The sequence below is a fragment of the Pseudarthrobacter humi genome, from assembly GCF_024294965.1.
Classification (GTDB): domain Bacteria; phylum Actinomycetota; class Actinomycetes; order Actinomycetales; family Micrococcaceae; genus Arthrobacter; species Arthrobacter humi.
The window spans coordinates 227,105-249,312 of record NZ_JANCLV010000003.1 but is presented as its reverse complement, the minus strand read 5'-3'; the positions used below and the strand labels follow the sequence as shown (position 1 = coordinate 249,312).

The following is a 22,208-nucleotide window of genomic DNA, read 5'->3' as shown; positions in this document are numbered from 1 at the left end:
ACCACCTGATTTCTAAGAGGGACTATCTGCCCCGGAGCCACTGCTTGGACGGTTCGCCTGTTTCCAGCGGAATTACCTCGATCCGCTCCGCCCGGCCGGTCGCCGGTCCAATCACGAGCAGGACATGGGTGGCAGTGACGCCGGAGAGCGCCTCGACTGCCCGCTGTGCAAGCCCAGGGCCGGAGGGGAGGCCCGCACCAGCAGGAGGGGTTCCGCTGCCGGCATCAGCCCGCCGCCACACGGTGACCCTTGCGCCTGTCGCTGCCGTGATGGCCGTGGACACTGCCTCATGATCCGACGCTGTCACCAGCGTCACCCCTTCGATCCTGGGCCCGCCGGTCGGGGCCGCGGCTGCCAGCAGTGCACGCTCGCGCCTCCACAAGGCAAAATGGTAGGCGGCGACGAGACCGGCTGCTACCAGGAGGCCGAGTGGTGCCCGGACCCGATCCAGCAGGCTTCCTCCGGACACATCGCCCAGGAGGAACTCGAAGATCCGGTAGCCAATGACGAGGAGCGCAATGAGTGCCACAGCGGCGCTGAGGCCGAAGAAGACAACGAGGTAGACCCGCCGCCCTGGCGCAACGGCCTCTGCGCTGCGAGGTGGCCGCTCCGGGCTCCACGCCCGCCACCAAACCGGTCCTCCCACCAGCAGGGAACTGATTCCGCCCAACAGGAGGGTGCGCGTGCCGCCGCCGGCAAGCGGCGAAACTGCCATGGCAAGTGCCGCGTTGATGACCACGCCGATGCCGGAGGCCGTCGCCGCCAAGGCAACTCCTGAGGTCACCAAAAGGCCGGCCCGGCGGGTAGCTGCCGAACGGCGCGTCTCGCTGACGCGGTGGTAGCGCCAGACCAATGACCAGATGGCTGCAAAGGCGATGGCAGCACCCAAGGGAGCCAGCAGTTCATTCATCGACTCGCCCCGGTCGAATATGGTTCTGAGGAGCACAAAGACCACGACGGCGGCCCCGCCGAGCGCCATGATCCCGGCGACGAAGATCCCAACGCTGATCAGTGCAACATCCACCAGCGCGGTTTCCAGCCTGCGTGCGCCACCCCTGAACCAGTGCCACCACCACACGATACTTCCGCCAATGGCCCAGACGAGCGCGCGCAGCACAGACTGCCACCACGCTTCTGCCCCTGAGGTGAGGGGGGTAAGGCTGGTGAAGCCCCGGATTGCGACATCGAGCAAGCCGCCCAGGGCAATGACGGCGGCGAACGCTCCCGTAAGCAGTCCGAAGACCGTTCCGATGACGGCCGGGACGTCTTCGAGGTTGACGGGATGTTTGACGGGATGCCGCCACATCCAGCGATGCCAGAACCATACTGCGGCCCAGGCAAGCCCGTTGGACAACGGTGAAGACCAGCGAGGTTCCTGCGGACCGACGAAGGACGCCGCCGTCCCCAGCAGGGAAGCGGTGGCAACGATGAGGGAGACCGCGTAGACGGCGGTCAGGTACAGCCCCCACCCGGCCGAGGCGCGTTCCGCGGCGTCGTCGAGCCTCCTCCAAACTGCCCACCACAGAAGCGCGGCGAGCGGACCTCCGATCAGCGTGAAGGCGAGCGAACGGGCAAGTCCGGCTACATCCGTGGCTGCCAACACTGTTCCCTCACTGAACAGACGCTCCAGTAGCCCGCTCAACCCGACGGCCGCGATGACCATCAGGGCGAACAGCAGGATGTACAGGATGAGGCGGCGGAGTGCGATCAGGGCGGAACCTGCCACCGGGGCAGGCGTCCGGGCTTGTGCGTTCATGGCCGCGGACTTGTTCCGGAGCAGGACATTAGTTGGTACGGTGCCTGGTCGATCATCCATTTGCCCTCGACTTTGACGAGGGAGAATCGATCTTCAGCCTCGTACTCGGAAGGCCCGAAGGGTCCACCAGGGCTTGAGGTTACAAGCGAAACTTTCACCACTGCCGTATTGTCCCTTTCCGTCGAGGAAATCAGGACCACCCGAGAGGGCAGCGGGCCGCTCTCCCGGTAACCGCTGCAGGAGGAGCGGGCAGCTTCAGTGAGGTAGGAATTGGCAGTTGCGGTATCGCTCCCGATCACAGCCGTACTGTATTGCTGGACAACGCCCGGTGGCGTGGATTCATCCAGCGCCTCCGGCTGTCCGCGGCTAAAGACCACAGCCAGCGAGATCACCACGAGCACCGCAATACCCGCAATGATGGCGATGAGTATTCGGTCGGTTCTTCCCGCCGCGGTGTTCATGCAGTCAGTATGGCGCGCAACAGCCGGCGTTGGATGTGCCTTCCGGCCCTGGCTCCAGTCCTGCCGACGGCGGCCCCCGCTTTCGGTCCCGGGTGTTGTCCGGACTGGCAGAGGGTTCCAAAGCCGTTTCAACGCCGGATCGGGTGGGATGAGACGTGCCATGGCATGAGGCCAGTCCTGTTACCTGGGAAAGCTCCCGCCTACCCAGCAGGAGGGGATCATGGCGCGTGCAAGCGGTAGGGCGGCGCTTGTGACGGGTGCCGCGCGGGGGATAGGCGCTGCAATCGCAGAACGGCTCAGTCCGAGGGCGCCCAGGGTTAGCCTCGCAGACGTCCTCGATACAGAGAGTGCTGCACTGGCGGAGCGATTGGGGGACGGAGCCTCCTTTGTCCACCTCGATGTGACTGATCGGGCACAATGGGCCGAAGCGGTCGCCCAGGCGTCCGCACCTTTGGGCCGGCTCGACACACTGGTGAACAATGCCGGCATCGTCAATGTCGGAAGCGTTGACGAATACTCCTATGAGCAGTGGGAGCACGTCATCAACGTGAACTTCAAAGCGCGGCATTGGACCTCGCCCGCTATGGCGTCCGCGCTAATTCAGTGCACTCTGGTGCGGTGCTGACCCCCATGACCGAAGGCCTCACCCTCAGCACCTCCCATGTTGCCTGGTGCTTTATCTGTCCGTGGAGTCAAACTTCGTGACCGGCGCTCAATTCGTCATTGACGGGGGAGAAACGGCTGGCCTGGCACATCATCCTGTAGGGCCGGAGGGGTGAGTCACCAGCCCTGCATTAGCCATGACAGCGGAACGCCCTCGGGGGACGGGTCTTCCACTGGAGGAACGTCAGGCAACGGGCCACACCACGCGCGTCTGCCACTTGGCTGGATCGGGTTCCGTTCCGGGGTCACTGAGGTAGTACTCCCACATGGTGTCCGAGGGGTTGAGCCCTTCCGTCCGCATGCGCTCCTGGATGGTCCCGTACGTCGTGCCCAGGGTGTCATATGGTCCAACGTGGATGGCTTCAAAGGCGTCGGCTTCAGGAAGGGTGCCCGTTGCCACTCCGTCGGTATCCCTAAAGCCGGCATTGACGGGGAACCCGGCTTCGACGTCGACGGCTTCGGTAGGCATTCCGCGGTAGAGTGCGAACGGAGGGCCCGCCAGCTGGACGCCCTGCGCCTGGGCTGCTGCCATCACGGCGCCGAATGCCCGGCCGAAGAAGTCAGTCAGGGCAGCCATGGGTACTGTTTCGCGGACGACGGCGGTGGCCTGTTCATCCGTGTGGATCATCCTGGGATCTGTATTCGTATTCATGACTCCAGCGTCCGCTTTGGATGGTGCCGCCGCCAGGGCCGAATGTCTCTGGAGTTTCCAGTCCTTCGGGCTCTAGCGGTTCCTGCCGGCCACTGGCCCCATGAGGCCCAGTAGCAGGAGAAGCAGTCCCAGTTCCGCCAGCCCGGCGGCGAAGTACACGGACTGGAGAACGCTGAAGGGAACGAACACCATCTGGACGAAAATCCAGATCAGGACGGAGTAGCCGGCCGTTGCCGTGGCGAAGGGTGCCAGGCGATGGTGCCGCATGAGCAGGATGAAACCGGCCAAGTGCAAGCCGCCGACGACGACCGAGAGCAAGAGCCCTGGAACAAGGTATGTGTCGAAGACAGACCCCTGAAGGAGATCCGGCGGCAGCAGGACTTCAGGGGGGAGGCCCATGCGTTCGGTCCCCAGCGCCGACGCCGCCATCACCGCCCCTCCAGCGATCGACGTCAGGGCGACAAAGCCGAGAAGGGCCAGAAGTGAAGCTCTTGTCATGATTTCCTCCTAAAGAATGTGACGCCTGAAGCGCTTGTCCGCCGCAACCACCAGGGATGCCAGGAGCGCGAGGCCGACTATCCGCAGCCATGCCTCCGGGCCTATGGGGGCGGTATGGAAGAGCTGGTTCATCACAGGGGAGTAGGTGATGGCTATTTGGCCGGCCACCTGGATGAGGACGCCGACGACTACCCAGGGGTTGCTGAATGGCCCCATCCGCCATGCCGGCCGCGTCAGTGAGCGGCAGCTGAACAGGTAGAGCAGCTCAACGGCAACGAAGAGGTTGACCGCTGACGTCCTCGCTTCAGCGAGGGAGGCGCCGGCTGCGAGTTCCCACTCGAAGACCCACCACGTGCCACCGACCAGGAGAGCCGAGACCAGCAGGACACGGAGTGTCAGCGCCCAGGTCAGTAACGGAAGGGCGGGGTTCCTGGGTGGGCGGGACATCATTCCCGGCTCTCCAGGTTCGAAGGCCAGCATCAGGCCCAGCGCTACGGCCGTGGTCATATTGATCCAGAGGATCTGCGTCGGCAGGATGGGAGCGTCCCGCCAATGAGGATCGCCACAAGGATGACCAGGCCTTCGCCCATATTCGTAGGCAACGTCCAAACGATAAATTTGGGAACCATATGGCGCAGTGCATCCAGTGCCGCCTCGGCGCGGGCCTCCTGCACGAGTCCGATCACCGTGTTGAGCACCACTACGGCCAGGATGACCGCGGTATCGAGTTGTTCACCGAGGTAGGCTGTCACCCCTGCGGCCGCGAGCAGGACGTAGACCAGGGGATTGTTGAATTGCCGCGTGATCGCCCGCAGCAGACCGCCCCTCCGGGATCGCGGAAGCACGTTCGGTCCGTAGGTGGCTGGAAGGCCGTGGTGCGGTATCTCCGGCATCTATTCGACCGGGGTGTTGTGCCGCATGCCCGGACGGGGCAGCCACTTCACCCAACGGAGTTGCGGGGGGCCGATGCGGCGCAATGCGAGTGAACCACCGGCCGCCATGGCGATGAAGCCCACGGCGCCGAGAGCCGTGGACGCCAGCACAGCCCCCAGCATCAGGATGGCAAAGCCGCACAAAGTGAACAGCACCCCGCCGGCCAGGATCCAACCATCGGACGCTCGCCGTGGCGGTTGGCCCAAACGTTCGGCAAACTTCGGGTCGTCCTCAAACAGCTGGCGCCCAATCTCCTTGAGAAGGCCACGCTCGCGCCGGGAAAGCGACATCTGTACCCTCCTGAAAGGACTCGGACGTATGACTCTGATGTCACAATCCAGTCTCTTGCCGGCGGCTGTGCGGGGGTAGGGGCAAACGTCCCGGCATGTGGGCCAGGCCGCCCACGAGCCGAGGACCCGCTTTTGTCCGAAGATCTTGGTGAGCACGGCGGCTTCGATGGCTGCGTTAAAGGTCAGTAGTGGTGGTACTGGCGACGGTAGAGCTTCTCGATGACCACTGTTGCACTGGGTGTCCTGCGAATGGTTGGGCGTTTCCGAAGGGGCCACCGAGGATGGGGTCTTGCGTCCAACCAGGAGGTACAGGTTCGGGCCGAGAAGACTGAGGATCAGCACCAGCCAGATCCATTCATAGCCGGAGACAACCCGTTGAGCAGGCTGCCGGTAGAGGTCAACCAAGGCGGTGGCGGCCAGCACCAGCTCAGCGGCTACCAGGAGCCCTATGCCCACCAGGACGCCGTGGGGAGCGCCAACAGATCAGCGATCATTGCCCGCTGGTCCCGTCCTGGGCGCAGCGTTCGCCGTGATCGATATTTCCCTTCGCCTGTCCGGCGCGGTCCTTGTCAGGCTTACGAATTTGTCAGTCTTTCGTGCCGGCCACTCCGGAAACAGAGTCCTTGGTCCCCGCAAAATGGGAACACGACGGGGCCGCCCAGAGCTTAGGTCTTTGTCCTCTGTGGGACACCAGGCGGCAGGCGTTGACTGGGAATGCTGGGGGCGCGGGGCCGCATTGTTGTGTCGGCTCCTGCAACAAGAAGCAACAACAAACAGAAAGTGGTCCCCATGAAAAAATGGAACCGATGGCAGGACTGGGTAACTGTTGCTGCCGGGCTCTATGCGGCACTGTCAGTGCTATGGACGCAGCAGGAAGGCATATCCAGAACGCTTTTGGTCGTCTTGGGCGCGCTCCTGATTGTCAGCGGACTCATTAATCTGGCAATGCCCGGAACGCCGGCCATGGAATGGGTGCAGGCAATCATCGCCGCCGCGCTCATCCTGTCCCCATGGCTCGGGTCCTACGCGAACACAACCGGTGTAGCCTGGACCTCCTGGATTGCGGGGGCAGTAGCTTTGATCGTCACCGTGGCTGCGATCAAGCCGAGCTCCGAAGAGCATCACCGTATGCGGGTCTCGCACTAGCGGAGGGTCAGCATCGGCAGAGCTGTGGCCGACTTCGAACAGGAAGGACGCGAGGGCGGCTGTCGGCAGGCTGTTGAACGGACAGCCTGCCGACCATCGAAGGCAGGCCGGCCCGTACGCCAGGCATACCTTGTCTCCCACAGGTAGCTGGTCCCAATGAACGTACCTTTTGCGGGGCCCAGTCATGGCCGCGACGGTGCCAGCACGGCAGCCTCGGGCCGTTGGAGCGCCGGGAGTCCTTCTAGCGAAACGACGTGGCCGATGCAATCCTCGCGTAGTCGTCAGCTGACGCTCTCTCGGACGCCTGAACTACTGGGGACGCGTCAGGTCGGATGCTCGTCGTGCGGCCGCGTGGCACAGGTCGGAGCACAGGCGTCCAGGCCGTCGCTGTTGCGGTAGTCCGAGCCCCGAGACGGCCGGAAGGGCCGTGAAGGATGCAAGATGGCATGCCTTGGATGCCGGGAGCGTGATTCCCCTCGTGCCCGCAGCCAGGACTTCGGCACTGCCGGTAGGCTCCTGCGGCCATGGCATGGTGAAAAGGCCTATGGGGTTTTGGGTCCAGCGCCTGGGTGCGGCACTGGAGGAACTGTTCGATTCCACGCCAGCCCGGTACCGGCTGGCCAGAAGGCAGTGCGTAGTCCCTAATTCAGCCTAGCTCCAGCGCTCTGTTGCGGTAGACGAGCCGGCCGACGACGTGGGACTCCGCCCGATCGGCCGGGGCAGTCGGTTTCTCCGGTCGTGGCTTTCGCCGGCCCGGAATCGTGCTGACATTGGCCGCCTCCCGCATTGCTACAGTCAGTCCATGAGCGTGGCTAAAGGGGAAGAAAACCCGCCGGACGCCAAGGCAGGGCCCCTGCCGGACGGCCCAGTGGGCGTCGGTCCGGCTGGTGGTGCGCCCGCAACAAGGACGGTGCGGAATCCTGCTTCCCGGTGCTCTACCGCGCCGACTGTTCCGCGGCCTCAGCGGCTGCCCGCCTGGCTAGTCAGGAATCCGCTAAATGCAGGCTGGGCGTGGACGGGTTTCTGCGCGTTGCTGATCATCGCTGACAAATTCGTGGAACTCGCCGGCTGGACCTGGTACGTGTTTGTGGGGATGGCTGCCCTGCCCACGCTGGCCTGCACTGTCGCCGTGCTCCATGCGAAACCGAAGCCCTAGCGCCCGCCGACGCTCAGGACGCCCACAGCTGCCCGAAGGTAAGGGGCTGGATCCGGTTCGTCGCCGGCCGCCCACTGCATCCACGCTTCGAACGTAGCGCCGATGAGCGCAGCGCAGAGATAACGTGCGGTCGGCTCGGGCACGCCGCGCGCCGTCAGGTAGGAGCGGGCCTGCTCGCGCTGGGATCCCAGGGATTCGTAGCTGCGGCTCATCAGGTCCGGATGTTCGGCGATGAGCCGCAGGCGCCCGCGTGTTACCGCGAGGTCGGGGATTGCGGCAGCGCCAACAATGATCGCTTCGCGCAGTCCGGCCAAGACATCGGTGTCGGTTCCTTCCGCAGGCGGCGGTGACGCCAGCGCATGCCGGGACGCTTCGATCACTGGTCCGGTGCCGCCCCACACCAGGTCCGCCTTGCTGGCGAAATGCCGGTACAGGCTCTTGCGGCCGATTCGCGCCTCGCGGGCGATGTCTTCCATGGACGTCTGCTCATAGCCGCGTTCGGCGAAGAGGCGCAGCGCCAGGGCGGCTACGGCGTCGGCGTCGATGCTCACCGGCCGTCCGGTGGGCCGGGCGGTGTTTTTCAGGGCTTCCGTTGGCATTCCACCAGTATTCACCCTTACATAATGACACGGGGTGTCATAAGCTGGTTGGCATCACCTCTCAACGTCTGGAAGGACATCATGGGCAACCAAACAACGTGGCAGGAAACCATCACCAACGGTCGCTTTGGAGGCAAGACCGTCATCGTGACGGGCGCCGGATCGGGCATCGGCCAGGCCACCGCCCTGCGGATCGCCAAGGAGGGCGGCAGAGTCATCGCCGCCGACATCAGCAAGGAACGCCTGGACAGCCTGGTGGAGGAGAACGCCGGCCTGGATCTGGTCCCGGTGCCCGGTGACATCTCCACGGAGGAGACAGTAGCCGCCGTTCTCACGGCCGCCGGAGGACGGGTCGACGCACTGGCGAACGTGGCCGGCATCATGGATAACTTTGCGCCCATCCACGAGGTGGACGACGAACTCTGGGACCGCGTCTTCCGGATCAACGTCACCGCCCTCATGCGGCTCACCCGCGCCGTGGTGCCGCTAATGCTCGACGCCGGCACCGGCTCCGTGGTGAACATAGCCTCCGAGGCCGGCCTGCGCGGGTCCGCTGCCGGCGCTGCCTATACCGCATCCAAGCACGCTGTCGTCGGCCTGACCAAGAACTCCGCCGTCATCTACGGACCCAAGGGGCTACGGTTCAACGCCGTGGCCCCGGGCCCTACGATCACCGGTATCGTGGCGAACTTCGGATCACAGATGGCCGCCGAGCGGCTGGGCCCGCTCATGCAGGCCAACATTCCGACCCCGGCCACTGCGGCGCAGCTCGCCGCTTCGATCACGTTCCTGCTCAGCGACGACGGCACCAACCTAAACGGCGCCATTCTTGCCTCCGACGGCGGCTGGTCGGCCCTGTAGCCGGCGGCCGGATCGGTCACGGTGTTGCATATGCGGCGTGCGTATCACTGTATGAAGAGGGTAGGCACGCAAGCTCAGGGGCATTTCGCCTCCTTGGTCTGAATGGTTTGGAGAAGAAGTCGGTCCGCGGATTCGTCGTATCGGATCCGGCGCCTGTGCGGATAGCACGGCGCGATATTCCCTTGGACATTGTGTGTCTCGCGGATGCATGGTGGGTGGAAAGCAACGAGGGAAGGGCACGGATGTCTACAAATCTGCCGGCAGGCCCCACGAGTGACGCCGGGCGGACTGACGTCCGTTCGGCACTGCTGGGAGGGAAGACTTTTCGGAGCCTGAGTGAGCAGGCGCTCTCTTCAAAAGAGGAGAAGTTCGAGCGGTCGCGGCAAACAGTGGGTTTCTTTCTCGCCCCTGCGGTCGCGGTGACCTTCGCGCTGCTGCCCGTGCCCCTGGACCGGACCCAGCAGCTTCTGGCCGCGGTTCTGCTGGGTGTGATAATCCTGTGGATCTGTGAACCCATTCCCATTCCTGTGGGAGGCCTCCTGGGTGTGGCCGCGGTGGTGATTCTCGGGGTGGCGCCTGCGGAGGAAGTTCTGGCCCCCTTTGGGTCGACGACGATCTTCACCTTCATCGGCGCTTTCATACTCGCCCAGGCGATGCTTAAGCACGGCATCGCTCGACGGCTCGCTTTCGCTGTGCTCTCTGTGCCTGGCGTGGCCACGTCCACTTACCGCGTAATCATCGCCTTCGGCGTCATCACGTGCCTTTTGTCGGCCTTCGTGTCGAACACGGCGACAGTGGCGATGCTTATGCCCACAGCCCTCGGAATCCTCGCCGTCATCGCCCAGCTCATGCAGGACCGCGGTATTGTTCGGGCAGACTTTGACCCGCTCCGCCTGAGAGTGGGCGCCGCGCTAATGCTGATGCTGGCGTACGGTGCCAGTGTCGGAGGACTCCTGACACCGGTCGGCTCCCCGCCCAACCTCATCGGCCGCGGCCTGATCGAGGAGGCTACGGGGGAACGCATTTCCTTCGCCCAGTGGACGGCTACCGCAGCTCCGCTGTGCCTGGCCATGTTCGTGGTGCTGGCGCTGACCATGTTCCTGCTCAACAAACCGGAAGTCCGTCGGATCGATGGCGTTGAGGAGTACATCCGAGAGCAGAAGGCCGCCCACGGCAAAATGTCGCGCGCGGAAGTAAACACGCTGATCGCTTTCGGGTTCACCGTCAGCCTGTGGCTGCTGCCAGCTGTGGCCAGCCTGGTCACGGGCACTGACGCCGCTTTCTACCTCTTCCTGGATGACCGGCTGGATGAGGGTATCGTGGCTGTGCTCGGAGCATCGCTGCTGTTCGTCCTGCCCGTCAACTGGAAAGAACGCCGGGCCACGCTCACCTGGTCGGACGCCGCGAGAATCGACTGGGGAACCATCATCCTCTTCGGCACCGGCATTATCTTCGGGTCGCTCCTGGCAGCCACCGGGCTCGCCGAGAGCATCGGGGCCGCCGCGTCCCAGAACCTTAACATCACCAACATCGTGGCCATTACGGCGTTCTCCGCGATTCTGGCGGTCCTCATCTCGGAGACGACCAGCAACACCGCCTCCGCGGCCGTCGTCGTGCCTATCGTTATCCCGCTTTGCCAGGCGCTGGGGGTTGATCCGTTTGTGCCTGCGCTTGCGGCGACCTTCGCCGCGTCCTTCGGATTTATGCTGCCCGTCTCCACCCCGCAGAACGCGATTGTCTACGGTTCCGGCGCCGTTCCGATCATCAGGATGATCCGCACCGGGGTGGTCTTCGACATCCTCGGGGCGCTCTTGATCGTCAGCATCGTCCCGGCGATGGTCACTGTCACCGGCATCGGCCGGTAAACAGCGGACGCCGTCGGGCCCCGTCCTTCGGCGGCCGGGATTCCAGCAAGCAAATCGTCCGCCCGGGTCACCCCCGGGCGGACGAATCTTTTCCTGGAGCAGGTCTGAACCGCTACAGGAGGCTTGTTCCGATATGTTTGCCGATCCGCCGGAGCAGGGCGGCGGAGAGGTCGGGGTCTTGGGAGGAGTCCTGGTCGGTGTATTCGGCCAGGGTGTACACCCGTGTCAGTGCCAATTCGGACCAACGCTCCCTGGGAAGGAGGGAACGGCCGGCGACGGCGATGATCGGTCGCTCACCTGAGCGACGGGCGACGGCGGCGGGCAGTTTGCCGTTCAGGGTCTGCTCGTCGATGCTGCCTTCACCGGTGATGACGATGTCGCAGTTGTCTTTGCGGGTGTTGAAGTCCAGCAGGTCCAGGAAGTAGTCGGCTCCGGAGACCTGCGTGGCTCCGAGCAGCAGGCAGGCGTAGCCGATGCCGCCGGCGCTGCCTGCGCCTTCGTGCAATGCCAGGGCGGCAGCGTCGGCGAATCCGGCCTCAGTCATTTTGGTGATGAAGTGCTCAAGCGCCTGGTCGAGTGCTGTGACGTCTTCGGGTGAGGCGCCTTTTTGGGGTCCGAAGACGGCCGGGGCCCCGTGTGCGCCGCGAAGCGGGTTGTGGACGTCGCTGGCGACGATGAGTTCGGTATCGGACAGTTCCGGAAGGGCGGTGCGGTGGATGGACTGGATCTGGGCGAGGGCCCGGCCGCTGCCGTAGAGCTGGCGGCCGTCGGCGTCGCGGAAGCTGTAGCCCAGAGCGGTGAGCATGCCCATGCCGCCGTCGGTGCTGGCGCTGCCGCCGAGCGCCATGACGATCCTGGCCGGGTGGAGGCTGAGGGCGAAGAGGATAACTTCGCCGAAGCCTCGGCTGGAGGCGTTCAGCGGTTCAGGCGTTCCGTCCGGGAGCAGTGCGAGGCCGCAGGTGTTGGCGACTTCGACGACGGCGGTGGTGCCGTCGAACGCGATGCTGGCCTGGACGTGCTGGCCAGTAGGGCCGGCGACGGTGTAGTGGCGGCGGATGAAGCCGGAGGCGACGGCAGCATCGACGCTGCCGTCACCTCCGTCGGCCAGCGGTAGCAGTTCGCAGTGGACCGTCCCGGTTCCGGTTCCGGATGCGGAGCGGAGCCCTGCGGCCAAGGCATCCGCTACTTCGCCGGCGGTGAGGCTGCCTTTGAATTTATCGGGTGCGATGAGGGTCCGCACGCTTTTTGGGGCGGTTGCGTTGTTCATGTCAGATGGTTTCCGAGTAGACGGGCCGGCGGTCGTCCTTGGAGCGTGCTGGATCGTCGGCGGCATGCTTAGGTGCAGGATCCTCAGCTGAGGGGTGCTTGGGCGCGTGGTGGCCGTATTCTGTCAGGTCATCGTCGACGTCGGTGACCTCGTCGAGGTGGATCGGGTCCTCGGACGGCATGGGTTCGACGGTTTCACCCTTGAAGACACGGCGGGCGCGGTCGGCATCCAGGGTGCCGTCCCACCAGGCGATGAAAAGTGTGGCCACAGCGTTCCCGGTGAAGTTCACCAGGGCCCGGCACTCTGACATGAATTTGTCGATGCCGAAGATGAGCATGATGCCGGCAGCCGGGATGGTGCCCAGGGTGGTCAGCGTGGCGGTCAGGGCGATGAAGCCGCCGCCGGCAACGCCGGCAGCACCCTTGGAGGTCAGCAGCATCACCGCGAGCAGGCCGAGCTGCTGGCCGATGGTCAGTTCGGTGTTGGTGGCCTGGGCGATGTAGACGGCTGCCAGGGACAGGTAGATGGCGGCGCCATCGAGGTTGAAGCTGTAGCCGGTGGGGACAACCAGTCCAACGGTTTCCTTCTTCACGCCCGCGTGCTCGAGCTTGCGCATCAGGCCCGGAAGGGCCGGTTCGGCGGTGGACGTGCCCAGAATGAGCATGTACTCCTCTTTGAGGTGGCGGATCATCGTGAAAATGTTCAGCTTCAGAAAGGCCATGATGGAGCCGAGAACGATCACCACGAAGAGGATGGAGGTGATGTAGAAGAGCGCGATCAGCCCGCCCATGCTGGTGAGGGAGGAGACGCCGAACTTGCCCACTGCGTATGCCATGGCGCCGAAGGCGCCGATTGGCGCGGCTTTCATGATGAAGCCCAGGATCTTGAACATGACCCCGGTCAAACGCTGCACGCCGTCCAGGACGGGGGCGCCGACTTTGCCCATGGCGTTCAGGGCGATACCGAAGACCACGGCGATGAAGATCACCTGAAGAATGTTTCCGTTAACGAATGGTGCAACGATGCTGTCCGGGATGATTTTGGTAAGGAACTGCCACCATTCCTGGTTCTGGCCAGCGTCGATGAGCTTGGCGGCCGAGTCGGACGTCTTGATCGAGTCGGCGTCCGCGTTGACGCCGTCGCCAAGGCGGAAAAGGTTGATGGCGACAAGGCCGAAGATCATCGCAAGAATGGTGCCCACCTGGAAGTAGGTCAGGGCCTTCAGGCCTGTCATGCCCACTTTCTTGAGGTCGGCCACGCTGGCAATGCCGCCCACGATGGTCAGGAACACAATCGGTCCGATGAGCATCTTCATCGAATTCACGAAGGTCGTGCCGATGGGTTCCATGGCAATGCCGACAGCCGGCGCGAGCCAACCGACGAGAATGCCTACGACGATCGCTGTCAGTACCCAAAAGTACAGTTGGCGGTACAAAGGTGTTTTTGCGGTCGCCGAAGCCGTGCCGGCGGTGGTGATGTGATCCATGATTCCTACCTCGTTGTGGAATGTAACCGGAGGGTGCTTGATGAATGGGAGCATGACGGAGTGGACGGCGGCGGTGGTTCACCACCGTCCACTCCGGGCTATGTACTGACCGCCGGGATCGTCCCTGGCCGGTCGCGCGTTCTGGCTAAACGGCGCTCAGGGTGTGAGTGAGGGCCTTGATGATGGCATCGGTGACGTCATCGGTGTTAGCGTTACCACCGACATCGCGGGTCAGGTGCCCTGCGGCGGTGGTCTGCTCGATGGCGGCCTCCACCTGACGGGCTTCGTCGTGCAGGCCGAAGTGGTCCAGCATCAGGGCGGCGCTGGCGATGGCGCCGATTGGGTTGCTGATGCCCTTGCCTGCGATGTCCGGGGCCGAGCCGTGGACCGGTTCGAACATGGACGGGAAGCGGCGTTCCGGGTTCAGGTTCGCACTGGCGGCCAGGCCGAGGCTTCCGGCCAGTGCCGAGCCAAGGTCAGAGAGAATATCGGCGTTAAGGTTGGAGGCCACGACGACGGACAGGTCCTCCGGCTTGAGGATGAACTTCGCGCTCATCGCGTCCACCAGGACGCTTTCGGTCTGCACGTCCGGGTAGTCCAGGGCCACACGGTTGAAGACCTCGTCCCACAGGACCATGCCGTACTGCTGCGCGTTGGACTTCGTAACCGAGGAGACCTTTTTCACCGTGCGGGTCCGGGCCAGGTCGAAGGCGAAGCGCATGATGCGCTCACAGCCCTTTTCGGTGAACAGGGCGGTCTGCAGGGCCACTTCGTTGCCCGGGCCGCGGCCGCTCAGGTTGCGTCCGCCGAGGCCGGCGTATTCGCCTTCGCTGTTTTCCCGGACAACGACCCAGTCGAGTTCGGTGTTGTCGGCCTTGCGGAGCGGGGACTGGATGCCGGGGAGGAACTTCACGGGGCGGATGTTGGCCCACTGGTCAAAGTTCTGCGTGATGTTCAGGCGCAGGCCCCAGAGGCTGATGTGGTCCGGGACGTTTTCCCAGCCGACGGCGCCGAAGTAGATGGCGTCGAAGTCCTTCAGGGTTTCAAGGCCCTTGGAGTCCATCATCTGGCCGGTTTTTGCGTAGTAGCCGCAACCCCAGGGGAACTCGGTCCACTCAAACGCAAACTTGCCGTTCGAGTTCTCTGCCAGCGCGTCCAGGACGCGGCGGCCGGCGGAGACAACTTCCTTGCCCACGCCGTCTGCGGGAATGGATGCGATGCTGAATTTCTGGGTGGCGCTCATGTGCCTACCTCCTCGTTGAGTTGTTAGCAGCGTCACACTGCCCTTCCTCTTCAAGTAGAAGGCCTGCCCCTACAGGGCGCCCAAGACCAAGATCCGATCCGCTAAATAGGTTTTACCTACCAATCGAAGCAGGCCACTCAGCGGTCGGTTGTTTGCGCCACGTGCAGCTCGGCTACTTTCAGGAAGGCCAGGGCCGCCGGCGTGAGGTCTACCTTCCGGCTCAGGATCGCCACATCCAGATGCGAGACCGGCTCGATCAGCAGGGTCCGCAGCCCGGATTTGTGCGCCAGCGGCGCCCAGGAGGAGGGCATCACAGCGTGTCCGACCCCTGCGAGCACCAGCGGCAGAATCGAGGTCCGGTGCGCGACCTCCACCACGATTTCGGTGGGAACCCCTTGCGCCAGTGCATCATCGACCAGCCAGCGCATCAGTGAGCCTCGCTGGCTGGCTATCAGCCGGTGTCCGCCCAGATCTTCCCGCTGGATGGCCGTCCCGGAATTGAACGTGTCGGCCTGCGGGTTGACGATGAGTATCAGCGGCTGCCGCTCCAGCTCCAGCACCTGGACGCCGGGAACCCTGATCTGCGTGGCGGAACCCGCCAGGCCGATCTCGCTGCTGCCGTTCCGGACGGATTCGATGACTTCCTCCGGTGTGAACGCGGCCCCGACATTGAGCCGGACCGAGGGATGCAGCCGGGAGAAGCCGGCGATCATGGACGTCAAAGGTTCGATTCCGGGGGACGGCATGGTGATGATGTCCAGCCGGCCGCTGTGCACACCCCTGAGTGCCTGCACTGCCGACTGCGCGGCGTCAAGGTCCCGCAGCACCAGCCGGGCCGGCCCGACGAGTTCCTTCCCGGCTTCACTGAGTACCGCCCGCCGACCGATGCGGTGGAAGAGCGGCACTCCAAGGTCCTTCTCCAAGCCCGCGATGGTCTGGGAAAGCGAGGGCTGGGCGATCAGCAGATGTTCCGCAGCACGGTTGAACCCATCGTGGTCCACCACGGCCAGAAAATACTTCAACTGTCGTGTGTCCACGCCACCTCCTGTAGATAGTTCGCCCCGGCGGGTCCCAGCCGACTGCGGGAACAAGGCCGTCCGGCAAGAAGCCTCCCGCGAACGAATAGATAGCCTACGCCTATCAGATGCATCGTATCTGGATCTTGGACGACCGCTCCTAACAGCCGCTCTAATGGAATGGGCAGATGAGGCACCAGCCAAGAGCGCGTCTCCCGACCACCTGAGTTGTCCGCACCAGCACCGACGTCACGGTCGTCGGCTGGTCCCCACCCTGAAAGCAGACGGAGGTCACCTCCAATGACGCGCAAGGTTACGTGGACTGTTCGCCACCGTGACGGTCCGGGGTGCTTGGAAGGACAGGAGCTGGATCCAATCGGGCCGGTGGTCCTGCACGTGTACGTCCGGCATCGCAGTGGCGGTCTCCTGGACAACTATGGCGGCCTCGAGTTCGGCGAGCTTGGCACCGAGGCAGCGGTGGATGCCGGAGCCAAAAACAAGGCCGTAGCCGGTTGATTGACCCCGTCGGGCCGCCTCCGAAGGCATGGGCTGGCTCGCGAGTGCGGCCGGTGACGTGATGTGGTTGCCGCTCAGTTCGAGGAGGATTTCGGTGCCGACAGATATCAGGCCGCCACCGAGGTCGGTGTCATGGGCGGCCACCCGCCGCCACGTGGGGACGGATGATTCGGTGGTGAGTACGTGCCGGACCATGGCCCTGGAACCGGCGTCGGTGGCCGCGTCCTTCCAGCCCACGGGCGCGGACCCTTGCAGGAGCCGGAACAGCGTGGTGCTGATCAGTTGGGTGGTTGTTTCCTGTCCGGCGATCAGCAGGAAGTAGCCCAGCGAGCAGATTTCAGTCGTCGACAGGCCGTGTTCTGCCAAGGATTTGAACAGGTTCCGTCCGGGGGCCGCCCTGGATTCCGCGACGAGCTTGCGGAGCCAGACGTAGAAATCTGCGGCGCTGTGGGCCAGTTCGAGTTGCCGGTTCCCGTCGGGCCAGCCCCAGAACAGCTCCATGGAGTCCAGGCCCCACCGCTTGAGGTCAGCAAGGTCCCGGACGGGCAGCCCGAGGAGCTCGAGCATGACGACTGCTGGGGGAAACGCCGCGACCGCCTGAACGAGGTCCACCTGTCCGGAAGCATCGAGCTGGTCAGCTGCGTTACGGGCCGCGTCCTGGGCCAGTTCCCGGATCCGTGGCTCCATGGCCGCAACTGTGGCGGGGGTGAAGAAGCCTGCCACGACCTTGCGGATCCCGGCGTGTGTGTCCGTGTGGTTGCTGGCCAGGACGGGAGGCAGCGCAAAGCGCACACGTTGCAGCACCCGCAGAGCCGGTCCTTCAAGGGGTCTTACGGCGACGAGCGCATTCGCCGGGCTGAAGTCGGCCGGCCGGTGCAGCACGTCACGGACCGCGTCCGGGTCTCGCACTACGAGGTACGGGCAGCTGGCGCCGCCGGCCTGTCCTGGGGTCTCAGTCTGTCCCGGACCGGGCACCAGCGGCTCAACGGGTCCGGCGGTCGTCAAGGCCGGGTTCATGCCGGCAGGCCGTTCAGCCAGGCCGCGGCTCCGGCACGGAATTCCGCCGGGGACAGATCCGCCGCCTGCTCGGGCAGGGCGCCGAGCAAGGGCACCCCCAGCGACCCGAGCACCTGCCGGTTGCTGTGGTGCACAACGTCAGGGTTGTGTGGCCAGCTTCCGAGCACGACGCCGAGGACCTGCAGGTCCCGCGCGGCCAGTGCTTCGCGGGTCAGGGCGGTGTGGTTCAGGGTTCCGAGGCCCGGCCGGGCGACGAGGACAAATGCGGCCGTCAGGAGCGATCCAAGCTCCGCCAGAGTGCCGCCGTAGTAATCCAGCTCCACCAGCAGTCCGCCTGCGCCCTCCACCAGCACATGGTCGTGGGACGCGGCGAGCTCGCGGACCCGTTCGGCGTGCGCAGCAACCTTGGGGAGGGGCGTTCCGTCGAGGGCGGCTGCGGCGACGGGTGCCAGCGGCTGCTGCAGGATGACCCCGGTTTCAGCTGTCACGGCGCCGACGAGCCGGACAATTTCGGCGGCGTCGGAATCGCCGTCGGCGGCGCCTGACTGGCACGGTTTGTACACCGCTACGCTGTGCCCCGTTCCGTGCAGGACAGCGGCGAGGGCCGCCGTCGTGATGGTTTTTCCGACGCCGGTGTCCGTGCCGGTGACCAGGATGATGCCGGGCAGGTTCATGGAAGTTCCTCCAAAATGCCACGCAGCACTGCGCAGCCGTCGTCGATGTCCGCGGGGGTAAGGGTGGCGCGGGCGGTGAGCCGCAGCCGTGAGATTCCGTCCGGAACAGACGGCGGTCGGAAACAGCCGATCCGGACGCCGGCAGTCCGCGCCGCCTCGGCAGCTGCCAGGGCTGATTCGGCGGACGGCATGGCGATGGACTGGACGGCCCCCGCCGTTTGCTCGATGCCGGGCCGGTCGTCCGGTGTCTGCTCGACGGCGGCGCCGCGGGCTGCGAGGGCAGGGCCAAGCCCGGCACCCAGAGCTGCAGCGTTGCTTCGGACGGATTCCGCCCGCCACGGCTCGTCCCGGATGATCCGCACCGCCGCGAGAGCTGCTGCGGCGGATGACGGCGCCAGACCGGTGTCGAAGATGAAGCTCCGGGCCCGGTTGACGAGGTGTTCACGCAGCAGGGCGGATCCCAGGACAGCTCCGCCCTGGCTGCCCAGGGCCTTGGACAGCGTCGCGGTCACGACCACATTCGGGTGCCCGGCAAGGAACGTTCCGGCCACCGCGCCGCGGCCCTGGAAGTCACCGGTGCCGGTGACTCCGAGGCTGTGGGCCTCATCGATGAGCAGCACGGCGTCGTGTTCTTCGGCCAGGGCCAGCATGCCGGCGAGCGGGGCTTCGTCGCCGAGGACGCTGTAGACGGATTCGACGGCGATCAGTGCCCGCGGCTCCGACCGGACGGCAAGCAGGCGGCCGGCGTCCTCGAGGCTGTTGTGGGTGAAGGATTCGGCGCGGGACCGGCTGAGGCGGAAACCGTCGACCATCGAAGCATGACAGTGTTCGTCCGCGACGATCAGGGTCCCGGGGCCGCCGAGCGCCGTGATCACACCGATGTTGGCCAGGTAGCCGGAGGAGAACACCAACGCCGTCTCCATCCCCGCCAGCATGGCCAGTTCCTGCTCCAGGTCCAGATGCAGCCGCGTGGTTCCGGCCACCAGGCGCGAGGATGTGGCGCCCGCGCCCCACAGTGACGCGGCCGCCGCAGCGGCCTCGGTAACCCGAGGGTCTGCCGCGAGGCCCAGGTAATCGTTGCTGGCCAGGTCGACGAACCGTTCGTCCGCGCTCCGGGGCAGCGGGCGGCGGACCAGGCCACGGCGGTCCCGGACTGCGGCCTGCCGCTCGAGCCACTGGATCATGGAGCTGCTCATGCCGCACCTCCCGCCCGTGCCGGGACGCGCTCATGTACGACGCGCCCGTGCACTTCGGCGACGGCGGCCGTCATGCCAGCCGTGATCTGTTCAATGTCCGCTGCGGTGCTGATGTATGGGGGCATGGTGTAGACGAGGTTCCGGAACGGCCGGACCCAGACTCCTTGCCGGATGGCCGCGGCGGTGACAGCGGTGACGTCGACGGCGTTGTGCAGTTCGATGACTCCGACGGCGCCGATGGTGCGGACATCCCGGACGGCCTCGAGTGCCAGGGCGGGGGCGAGCCCTGTTTCGAGGCCGGCGCCGATCCGGGCGACGTCGGCCCGCCAGCCGCCGTCGCCGATGATGCCGAGGCTGGCGTTGGCCACCGCACAGGCCAGCGGGTTGCCCATGAAGGTGGGGCCGTGCAGCAGCGCCCCGGCCTGGCCGCGGGACACAGTCGACGCAATCTCCCCCGTGCAGAGCATGGCGGCGAGGGTCAGGTACCCGCCGGTCAGCGCCTTGCCCACGCACATGATGTCGGGCACGACGCCGGCGTGATCGGCCGCGAACAGCTCCCCGGTCCGGCCGAAACCGGTGGCGATCTCATCGAAGATGAGCAGCAGGCCATGGCGGTCCGCCACGTTCCGCAGCACGTTCAGGCACTCGGGCGGGTAGGCGTGCATGCCGCCGGCCCCCTGCAGGAGCGGTTCGACGATGATCGCGGCCAGCTCCCCGGAATGCGCGGCCGCGATGTCCGCGAGGACGGATGCCCACGCGCCCACGGTTTCCGGGGTCGCGGAGGCGGCCGCCGGGGGACGGGGCGCAAACACGTTGCCGGCCAGCAGGCCCGGGAACGCGGAGTGCATCCCGTCCACGGGATCACAGACACCCATCGCCGCGAAGGTGTCGCCGTGGTACCCGCCGCGGATGCTCAGGAACCGCTGCCTCAGCGGGTGCCCGGACGTGCTCTGGAACTGCAGGGCCAGCTTCAGCGCAACCTCCACGGCCACCGAACCCGAGTCGGCAAGGAACACCCGCTCCAAGCCCGGCCGGCCGGGCGCGGACGGGGCCATGTCCACCAGCCGCTCGGCAAGTTCCACCGCCGGGGCGTGCGTGAGGCCGCCGAACATCACGTGGCTGAAACTTTCCAGCTGCCGGCGCGCGGCGGCGTCCAGCACAGGGTTGCGGTAGCCGTGGATCACCGACCACCACGAGGACATCGCATCCACCACCTCGTGGCGGATGCCGTCCTCGCCGCGAAGCCGCAGCCGCACGCCGTCGGCCGCCTCGACTTCCCACAATGGAAGGTCCGGGGACGCCGGCGCGTAGGGGTGCCACAACCGGGCCCGGTCCCGCCCGATCAGGCCAGGCCGGTCCTGGCCCGTCATGGGACCAGCACCTCATGGCGCGAGCACTTCGCCGTCCAGCCGAGAGGCGTGACCTGGACCTTCATCCGCCGCCGGCACGAAGCGCAGTAGCGCGGCGGCTCCAGCTGCAGCAGCTCTTGGCACTGCCGGTGGGCGTTCGACGGCGGCGGCGCACCGCCGTCGGACGGTTCACCGCAGTGCCCGCAGAACTCAACCGTGGTTGCGGTTGCTGGATCGCCAGTGGTTGAGCTCGTCGCAACCCCGTTCATAGTGTCTTCTGGAGTTCCTTGATGGGCATGTTCAGCTCCACGAGCAGGTTCAGGTCGGCGTCTGCCGGGCGGCCCAGGGTGGTCAAGTAGTTGCCGACGATGACGGCGTTGATGCCGCCCATGAGGCCTGCCTTGGTTCCGAGGTCGCCGAGGGTCAGCTCGCGGCCGCCCGCGTAGCGCAGCACGGTGCGGGGCATGGCCAGGCGGAACGCGGCGATCGCGCGGAGCGCGTCCTTGCCGTCCATGATGCCCTGGTTTTCCAGCGGGGTGCCGGGGCGGGGGTTGAGGAAGTTCAGCGGGACTTCGTGGGGTTCGAGGGCCGCGAGCTGGGCTGCGAGTTCCGCGCGCTGTTCCAGGCTTTCGCCCATGCCGATCAGGGCGCCGCAGCACAGTTCCATGCCGGCGTCTTTAACCATGTTGCAGGTGTCGAGGCGCTCCTCGTAGCTGTGTGTGGTGACGACCTCGGGGAAGTAGCTGCGCGCGGTTTCGAGGTTGTGGTTGTAGCGGTGCACGCCCCAGCTGGCGAGCTGGTCCACCTGGCGCTGGGTGAGCATGCCCAGGGAGCAGGCGATGTTGATGTCCACGGCTTCGTTGATCCGGTCGATTGCGAACTTGATCTGGTTCATGAGCTTGATGTCCGGGCCGCGGACGGCCGCGACGATACAGAACTCGGTCGCTCCGGTGGCGGCGGTTTCCTTCGCGGCTTTGACGAGTTCGGGGATGTCGAGCCAGACGCCGCGAACGGGGGAATCGAACAGGCCGGACTGGCTGCAGAAATGACAGTCCTCGGGGCAGCCGCCGGTCTTGATGGAAATGATGCCCTCCACTTCGACGTCCTCACCGCAGTGCTTGAGCCGGACTTCGTGGGCGAGCTGCAGGGCTGCGGGCAGGGCGCTGTCCGGCAGCCGGAGGATTTCCAGGAGCTGGCTTTCGGACAGGCCGATGCCCTGATCCAGGACCTGGTAGCGGGCGGTCTCGAGGATGGGGCTGGGGTTGGCCTGAAGCTCTGGCTGCATCTTCATCGATAGTCCTTTGGGGGTGCATAGCTGCGGATATTGCCTCGGGACAAACGCTACTTCCCGGTTGCACGGCAGATTTTGTTGGGTTTCGACAAAGTGGCGAAGCTGAAATTAGAAGGACCGATACCCAAGCGAGGGGACGCTGGACGGAATGTCTCGCGCGCGGACGAGTCGCGCTCCAAGCCGTCGGGCAAAACTGAGACACACCACTAGGGAGCATCGCTCCGCCCCTGTGATGGTGTTCTGCGGTCAGGCTCAGTGGTTAGCGGATGCCCG

General features: G+C 65.4%; 23 protein-coding genes. 5 read left to right on the top strand and 18 right to left on the bottom strand.

The genetic code is table 11. The features are described 5' to 3' along the window. Nucleotides 1–22: 22 nt before the first annotated feature. Both NFC73_RS06425 and NFC73_RS06420 read right to left on the bottom strand, forming a co-directional pair. Nucleotides 23–1,756 (bottom strand): DUF5671 domain-containing protein, encoded by a 1,734-nt coding sequence (locus NFC73_RS06425; protein ID WP_254748622.1) that lies wholly within the window; start codon nt 1,754–1,756, stop codon nt 23–25. Further along, nucleotides 1,753–2,217, bottom strand: a complete 465-nt coding sequence (locus NFC73_RS06420; RefSeq protein ID WP_254748620.1) for an LpqB family beta-propeller domain-containing protein — start codon at nt 2,215–2,217, stop codon at nt 1,753–1,755. The genes NFC73_RS06425 and NFC73_RS06420 overlap by 4 nt, the downstream gene beginning before the upstream one ends. A gap of 220 nt (nt 2,218–2,437) precedes the next feature. Between NFC73_RS06420 and NFC73_RS06415 the strand changes: the two genes are divergently transcribed. Next, entirely contained in the window at nt 2,438–2,842 is a 405-nt protein-coding gene (locus tag NFC73_RS06415) for an SDR family NAD(P)-dependent oxidoreductase (RefSeq protein WP_254748618.1), read from the top strand. A 222-nt stretch (nt 2,843–3,064) separates the two neighbouring features. Here NFC73_RS06415 and NFC73_RS06410 read toward each other — a convergent pair whose 3' ends face one another. The 5 genes from NFC73_RS06410 to NFC73_RS06390 form a co-directional block, all read right to left on the bottom strand. Then, nucleotides 3,065–3,532 carry a GyrI-like domain-containing protein gene (locus NFC73_RS06410; RefSeq protein ID WP_254748616.1) on the bottom strand — a complete coding sequence of 156 codons (468 nt, stop codon included), beginning with the start codon at nt 3,530–3,532 and terminating at the stop codon, nt 3,065–3,067. A 72-nt stretch (nt 3,533–3,604) separates the two neighbouring features. Beyond that, nucleotides 3,605–4,030, bottom strand: coding sequence for a hypothetical protein (locus NFC73_RS06405; protein WP_254748614.1), 426 nt, complete (start codon nt 4,028–4,030; stop codon nt 3,605–3,607). Between the two features lie 9 nt (nt 4,031–4,039). Further along, nucleotides 4,040–4,537, bottom strand: coding sequence for a cation transporting ATPase C-terminal domain-containing protein (locus NFC73_RS06400; RefSeq protein WP_254748612.1), 498 nt, complete (start codon nt 4,535–4,537; stop codon nt 4,040–4,042). Further along, nucleotides 4,534–4,923: a cation-transporting P-type ATPase gene (locus NFC73_RS06395; protein WP_256548673.1), complete on the bottom strand. Its 390-nt coding sequence runs from the start codon at nt 4,921–4,923 to the stop codon at nt 4,534–4,536. Before NFC73_RS06395 ends, NFC73_RS06400 begins: the two co-directional genes overlap by 4 nt. Beyond that, entirely contained in the window at nt 4,924–5,676 is a 753-nt protein-coding gene (locus NFC73_RS06390) for a DUF3040 domain-containing protein (protein WP_254748608.1), read from the bottom strand. Between the two features lie 366 nt (nt 5,677–6,042). Between NFC73_RS06390 and NFC73_RS06385 the strand changes: the two genes are divergently transcribed. Together NFC73_RS06385 and NFC73_RS20690 are read left to right on the top strand one after the other, a co-directional pair. Continuing rightward, entirely contained in the window at nt 6,043–6,399 is a 357-nt protein-coding gene (locus NFC73_RS06385; protein WP_254748606.1) for an SPW repeat protein, read from the top strand. A 1,030-nt stretch (nt 6,400–7,429) separates the two neighbouring features. Then, entirely contained in the window at nt 7,430–7,555 is a 126-nt protein-coding gene (locus NFC73_RS20690) for a hypothetical protein (RefSeq protein WP_256548672.1), read from the top strand. Here the strand turns inward: NFC73_RS20690 and NFC73_RS06380 are convergent. Continuing rightward, nucleotides 7,552–8,154 (bottom strand): TetR/AcrR family transcriptional regulator, encoded by a 603-nt coding sequence (locus tag NFC73_RS06380; RefSeq protein WP_254748604.1) that lies wholly within the window; start codon nt 8,152–8,154, stop codon nt 7,552–7,554. The genes NFC73_RS20690 and NFC73_RS06380 overlap by 4 nt on opposite strands. An 81-nt stretch (nt 8,155–8,235) precedes the next feature. Between NFC73_RS06380 and NFC73_RS06375 the strand changes: the two genes are divergently transcribed. Together NFC73_RS06375 and NFC73_RS06370 are read left to right on the top strand one after the other, a co-directional pair. After that, the gene (locus NFC73_RS06375) at nt 8,236–9,015 is read left to right on the top strand and encodes an SDR family NAD(P)-dependent oxidoreductase (RefSeq protein ID WP_254748602.1); all 780 of its coding nucleotides are present in this window, start codon (nt 8,236–8,238) and stop codon (nt 9,013–9,015) included. Between the two features lie 242 nt (nt 9,016–9,257). Further along, nucleotides 9,258–10,880 (top strand): SLC13 family permease, encoded by a 1,623-nt coding sequence (locus NFC73_RS06370; protein WP_254748600.1) that lies wholly within the window; start codon nt 9,258–9,260, stop codon nt 10,878–10,880. A gap of 112 nt (nt 10,881–10,992) precedes the next feature. Here the strand turns inward: NFC73_RS06370 and NFC73_RS06365 are convergent, their stop codons facing one another. The 10 genes from NFC73_RS06365 to bioB form a co-directional block, all read right to left on the bottom strand. After that, nucleotides 10,993–12,147 (bottom strand): glycerate kinase, encoded by a 1,155-nt coding sequence (locus tag NFC73_RS06365; protein ID WP_254748598.1) that lies wholly within the window; start codon nt 12,145–12,147, stop codon nt 10,993–10,995. A 1-nt stretch (nt 12,148) separates the two neighbouring features. Next, nucleotides 12,149–13,633, bottom strand: coding sequence for a C4-dicarboxylate transporter DctA (gene dctA / locus NFC73_RS06360; RefSeq protein WP_254748596.1), 1,485 nt, complete (start codon nt 13,631–13,633; stop codon nt 12,149–12,151). A gap of 145 nt (nt 13,634–13,778) precedes the next feature. Further along, entirely contained in the window at nt 13,779–14,876 is a 1,098-nt protein-coding gene (locus NFC73_RS06355; protein ID WP_254748594.1) for a tartrate dehydrogenase, read from the bottom strand. Nucleotides 14,877–15,013: 137 nt separating this feature from the next. After that, nucleotides 15,014–15,913 (bottom strand): LysR family transcriptional regulator, encoded by a 900-nt coding sequence (locus NFC73_RS06350; RefSeq protein WP_254748592.1) that lies wholly within the window; start codon nt 15,911–15,913, stop codon nt 15,014–15,016. Between the two features lie 270 nt (nt 15,914–16,183). Next, the gene (locus tag NFC73_RS06345; protein WP_254748590.1) at nt 16,184–17,425 is read right to left on the bottom strand and encodes a cytochrome P450; all 1,242 of its coding nucleotides are present in this window, start codon (nt 17,423–17,425) and stop codon (nt 16,184–16,186) included. Beyond that, complete coding sequence (gene bioD, locus NFC73_RS06340; RefSeq protein WP_254748588.1) at nt 17,422–18,099, bottom strand: dethiobiotin synthase; 678 nt, start codon at nt 18,097–18,099, stop codon at nt 17,422–17,424. Before bioD ends, NFC73_RS06345 begins: the two co-directional genes overlap by 4 nt. Next, complete coding sequence (locus NFC73_RS06335) at nt 18,096–19,283, bottom strand: 8-amino-7-oxononanoate synthase (RefSeq protein WP_372494593.1); 1,188 nt, start codon at nt 19,281–19,283, stop codon at nt 18,096–18,098. Before NFC73_RS06335 ends, bioD begins: the two co-directional genes overlap by 4 nt. An 8-nt stretch (nt 19,284–19,291) precedes the next feature. Beyond that, nucleotides 19,292–20,665, bottom strand: coding sequence for an adenosylmethionine--8-amino-7-oxononanoate transaminase (locus tag NFC73_RS06330; protein ID WP_254748584.1), 1,374 nt, complete (start codon nt 20,663–20,665; stop codon nt 19,292–19,294). After that, a complete protein-coding gene (bsaP, locus tag NFC73_RS21080; protein ID WP_443703141.1) occupies nt 20,662–20,913 on the bottom strand; it encodes a biotin synthase auxiliary protein BsaP in 252 nt (83 codons plus the stop codon). Before bsaP ends, NFC73_RS06330 begins: the two co-directional genes overlap by 4 nt. Continuing rightward, nucleotides 20,910–21,935 (bottom strand): biotin synthase BioB, encoded by a 1,026-nt coding sequence (gene bioB / locus NFC73_RS06325; RefSeq protein ID WP_254748582.1) that lies wholly within the window; start codon nt 21,933–21,935, stop codon nt 20,910–20,912. Before bioB ends, bsaP begins: the two co-directional genes overlap by 4 nt. Between the last annotated feature and the right edge of the window lie 273 nt (nt 21,936–22,208).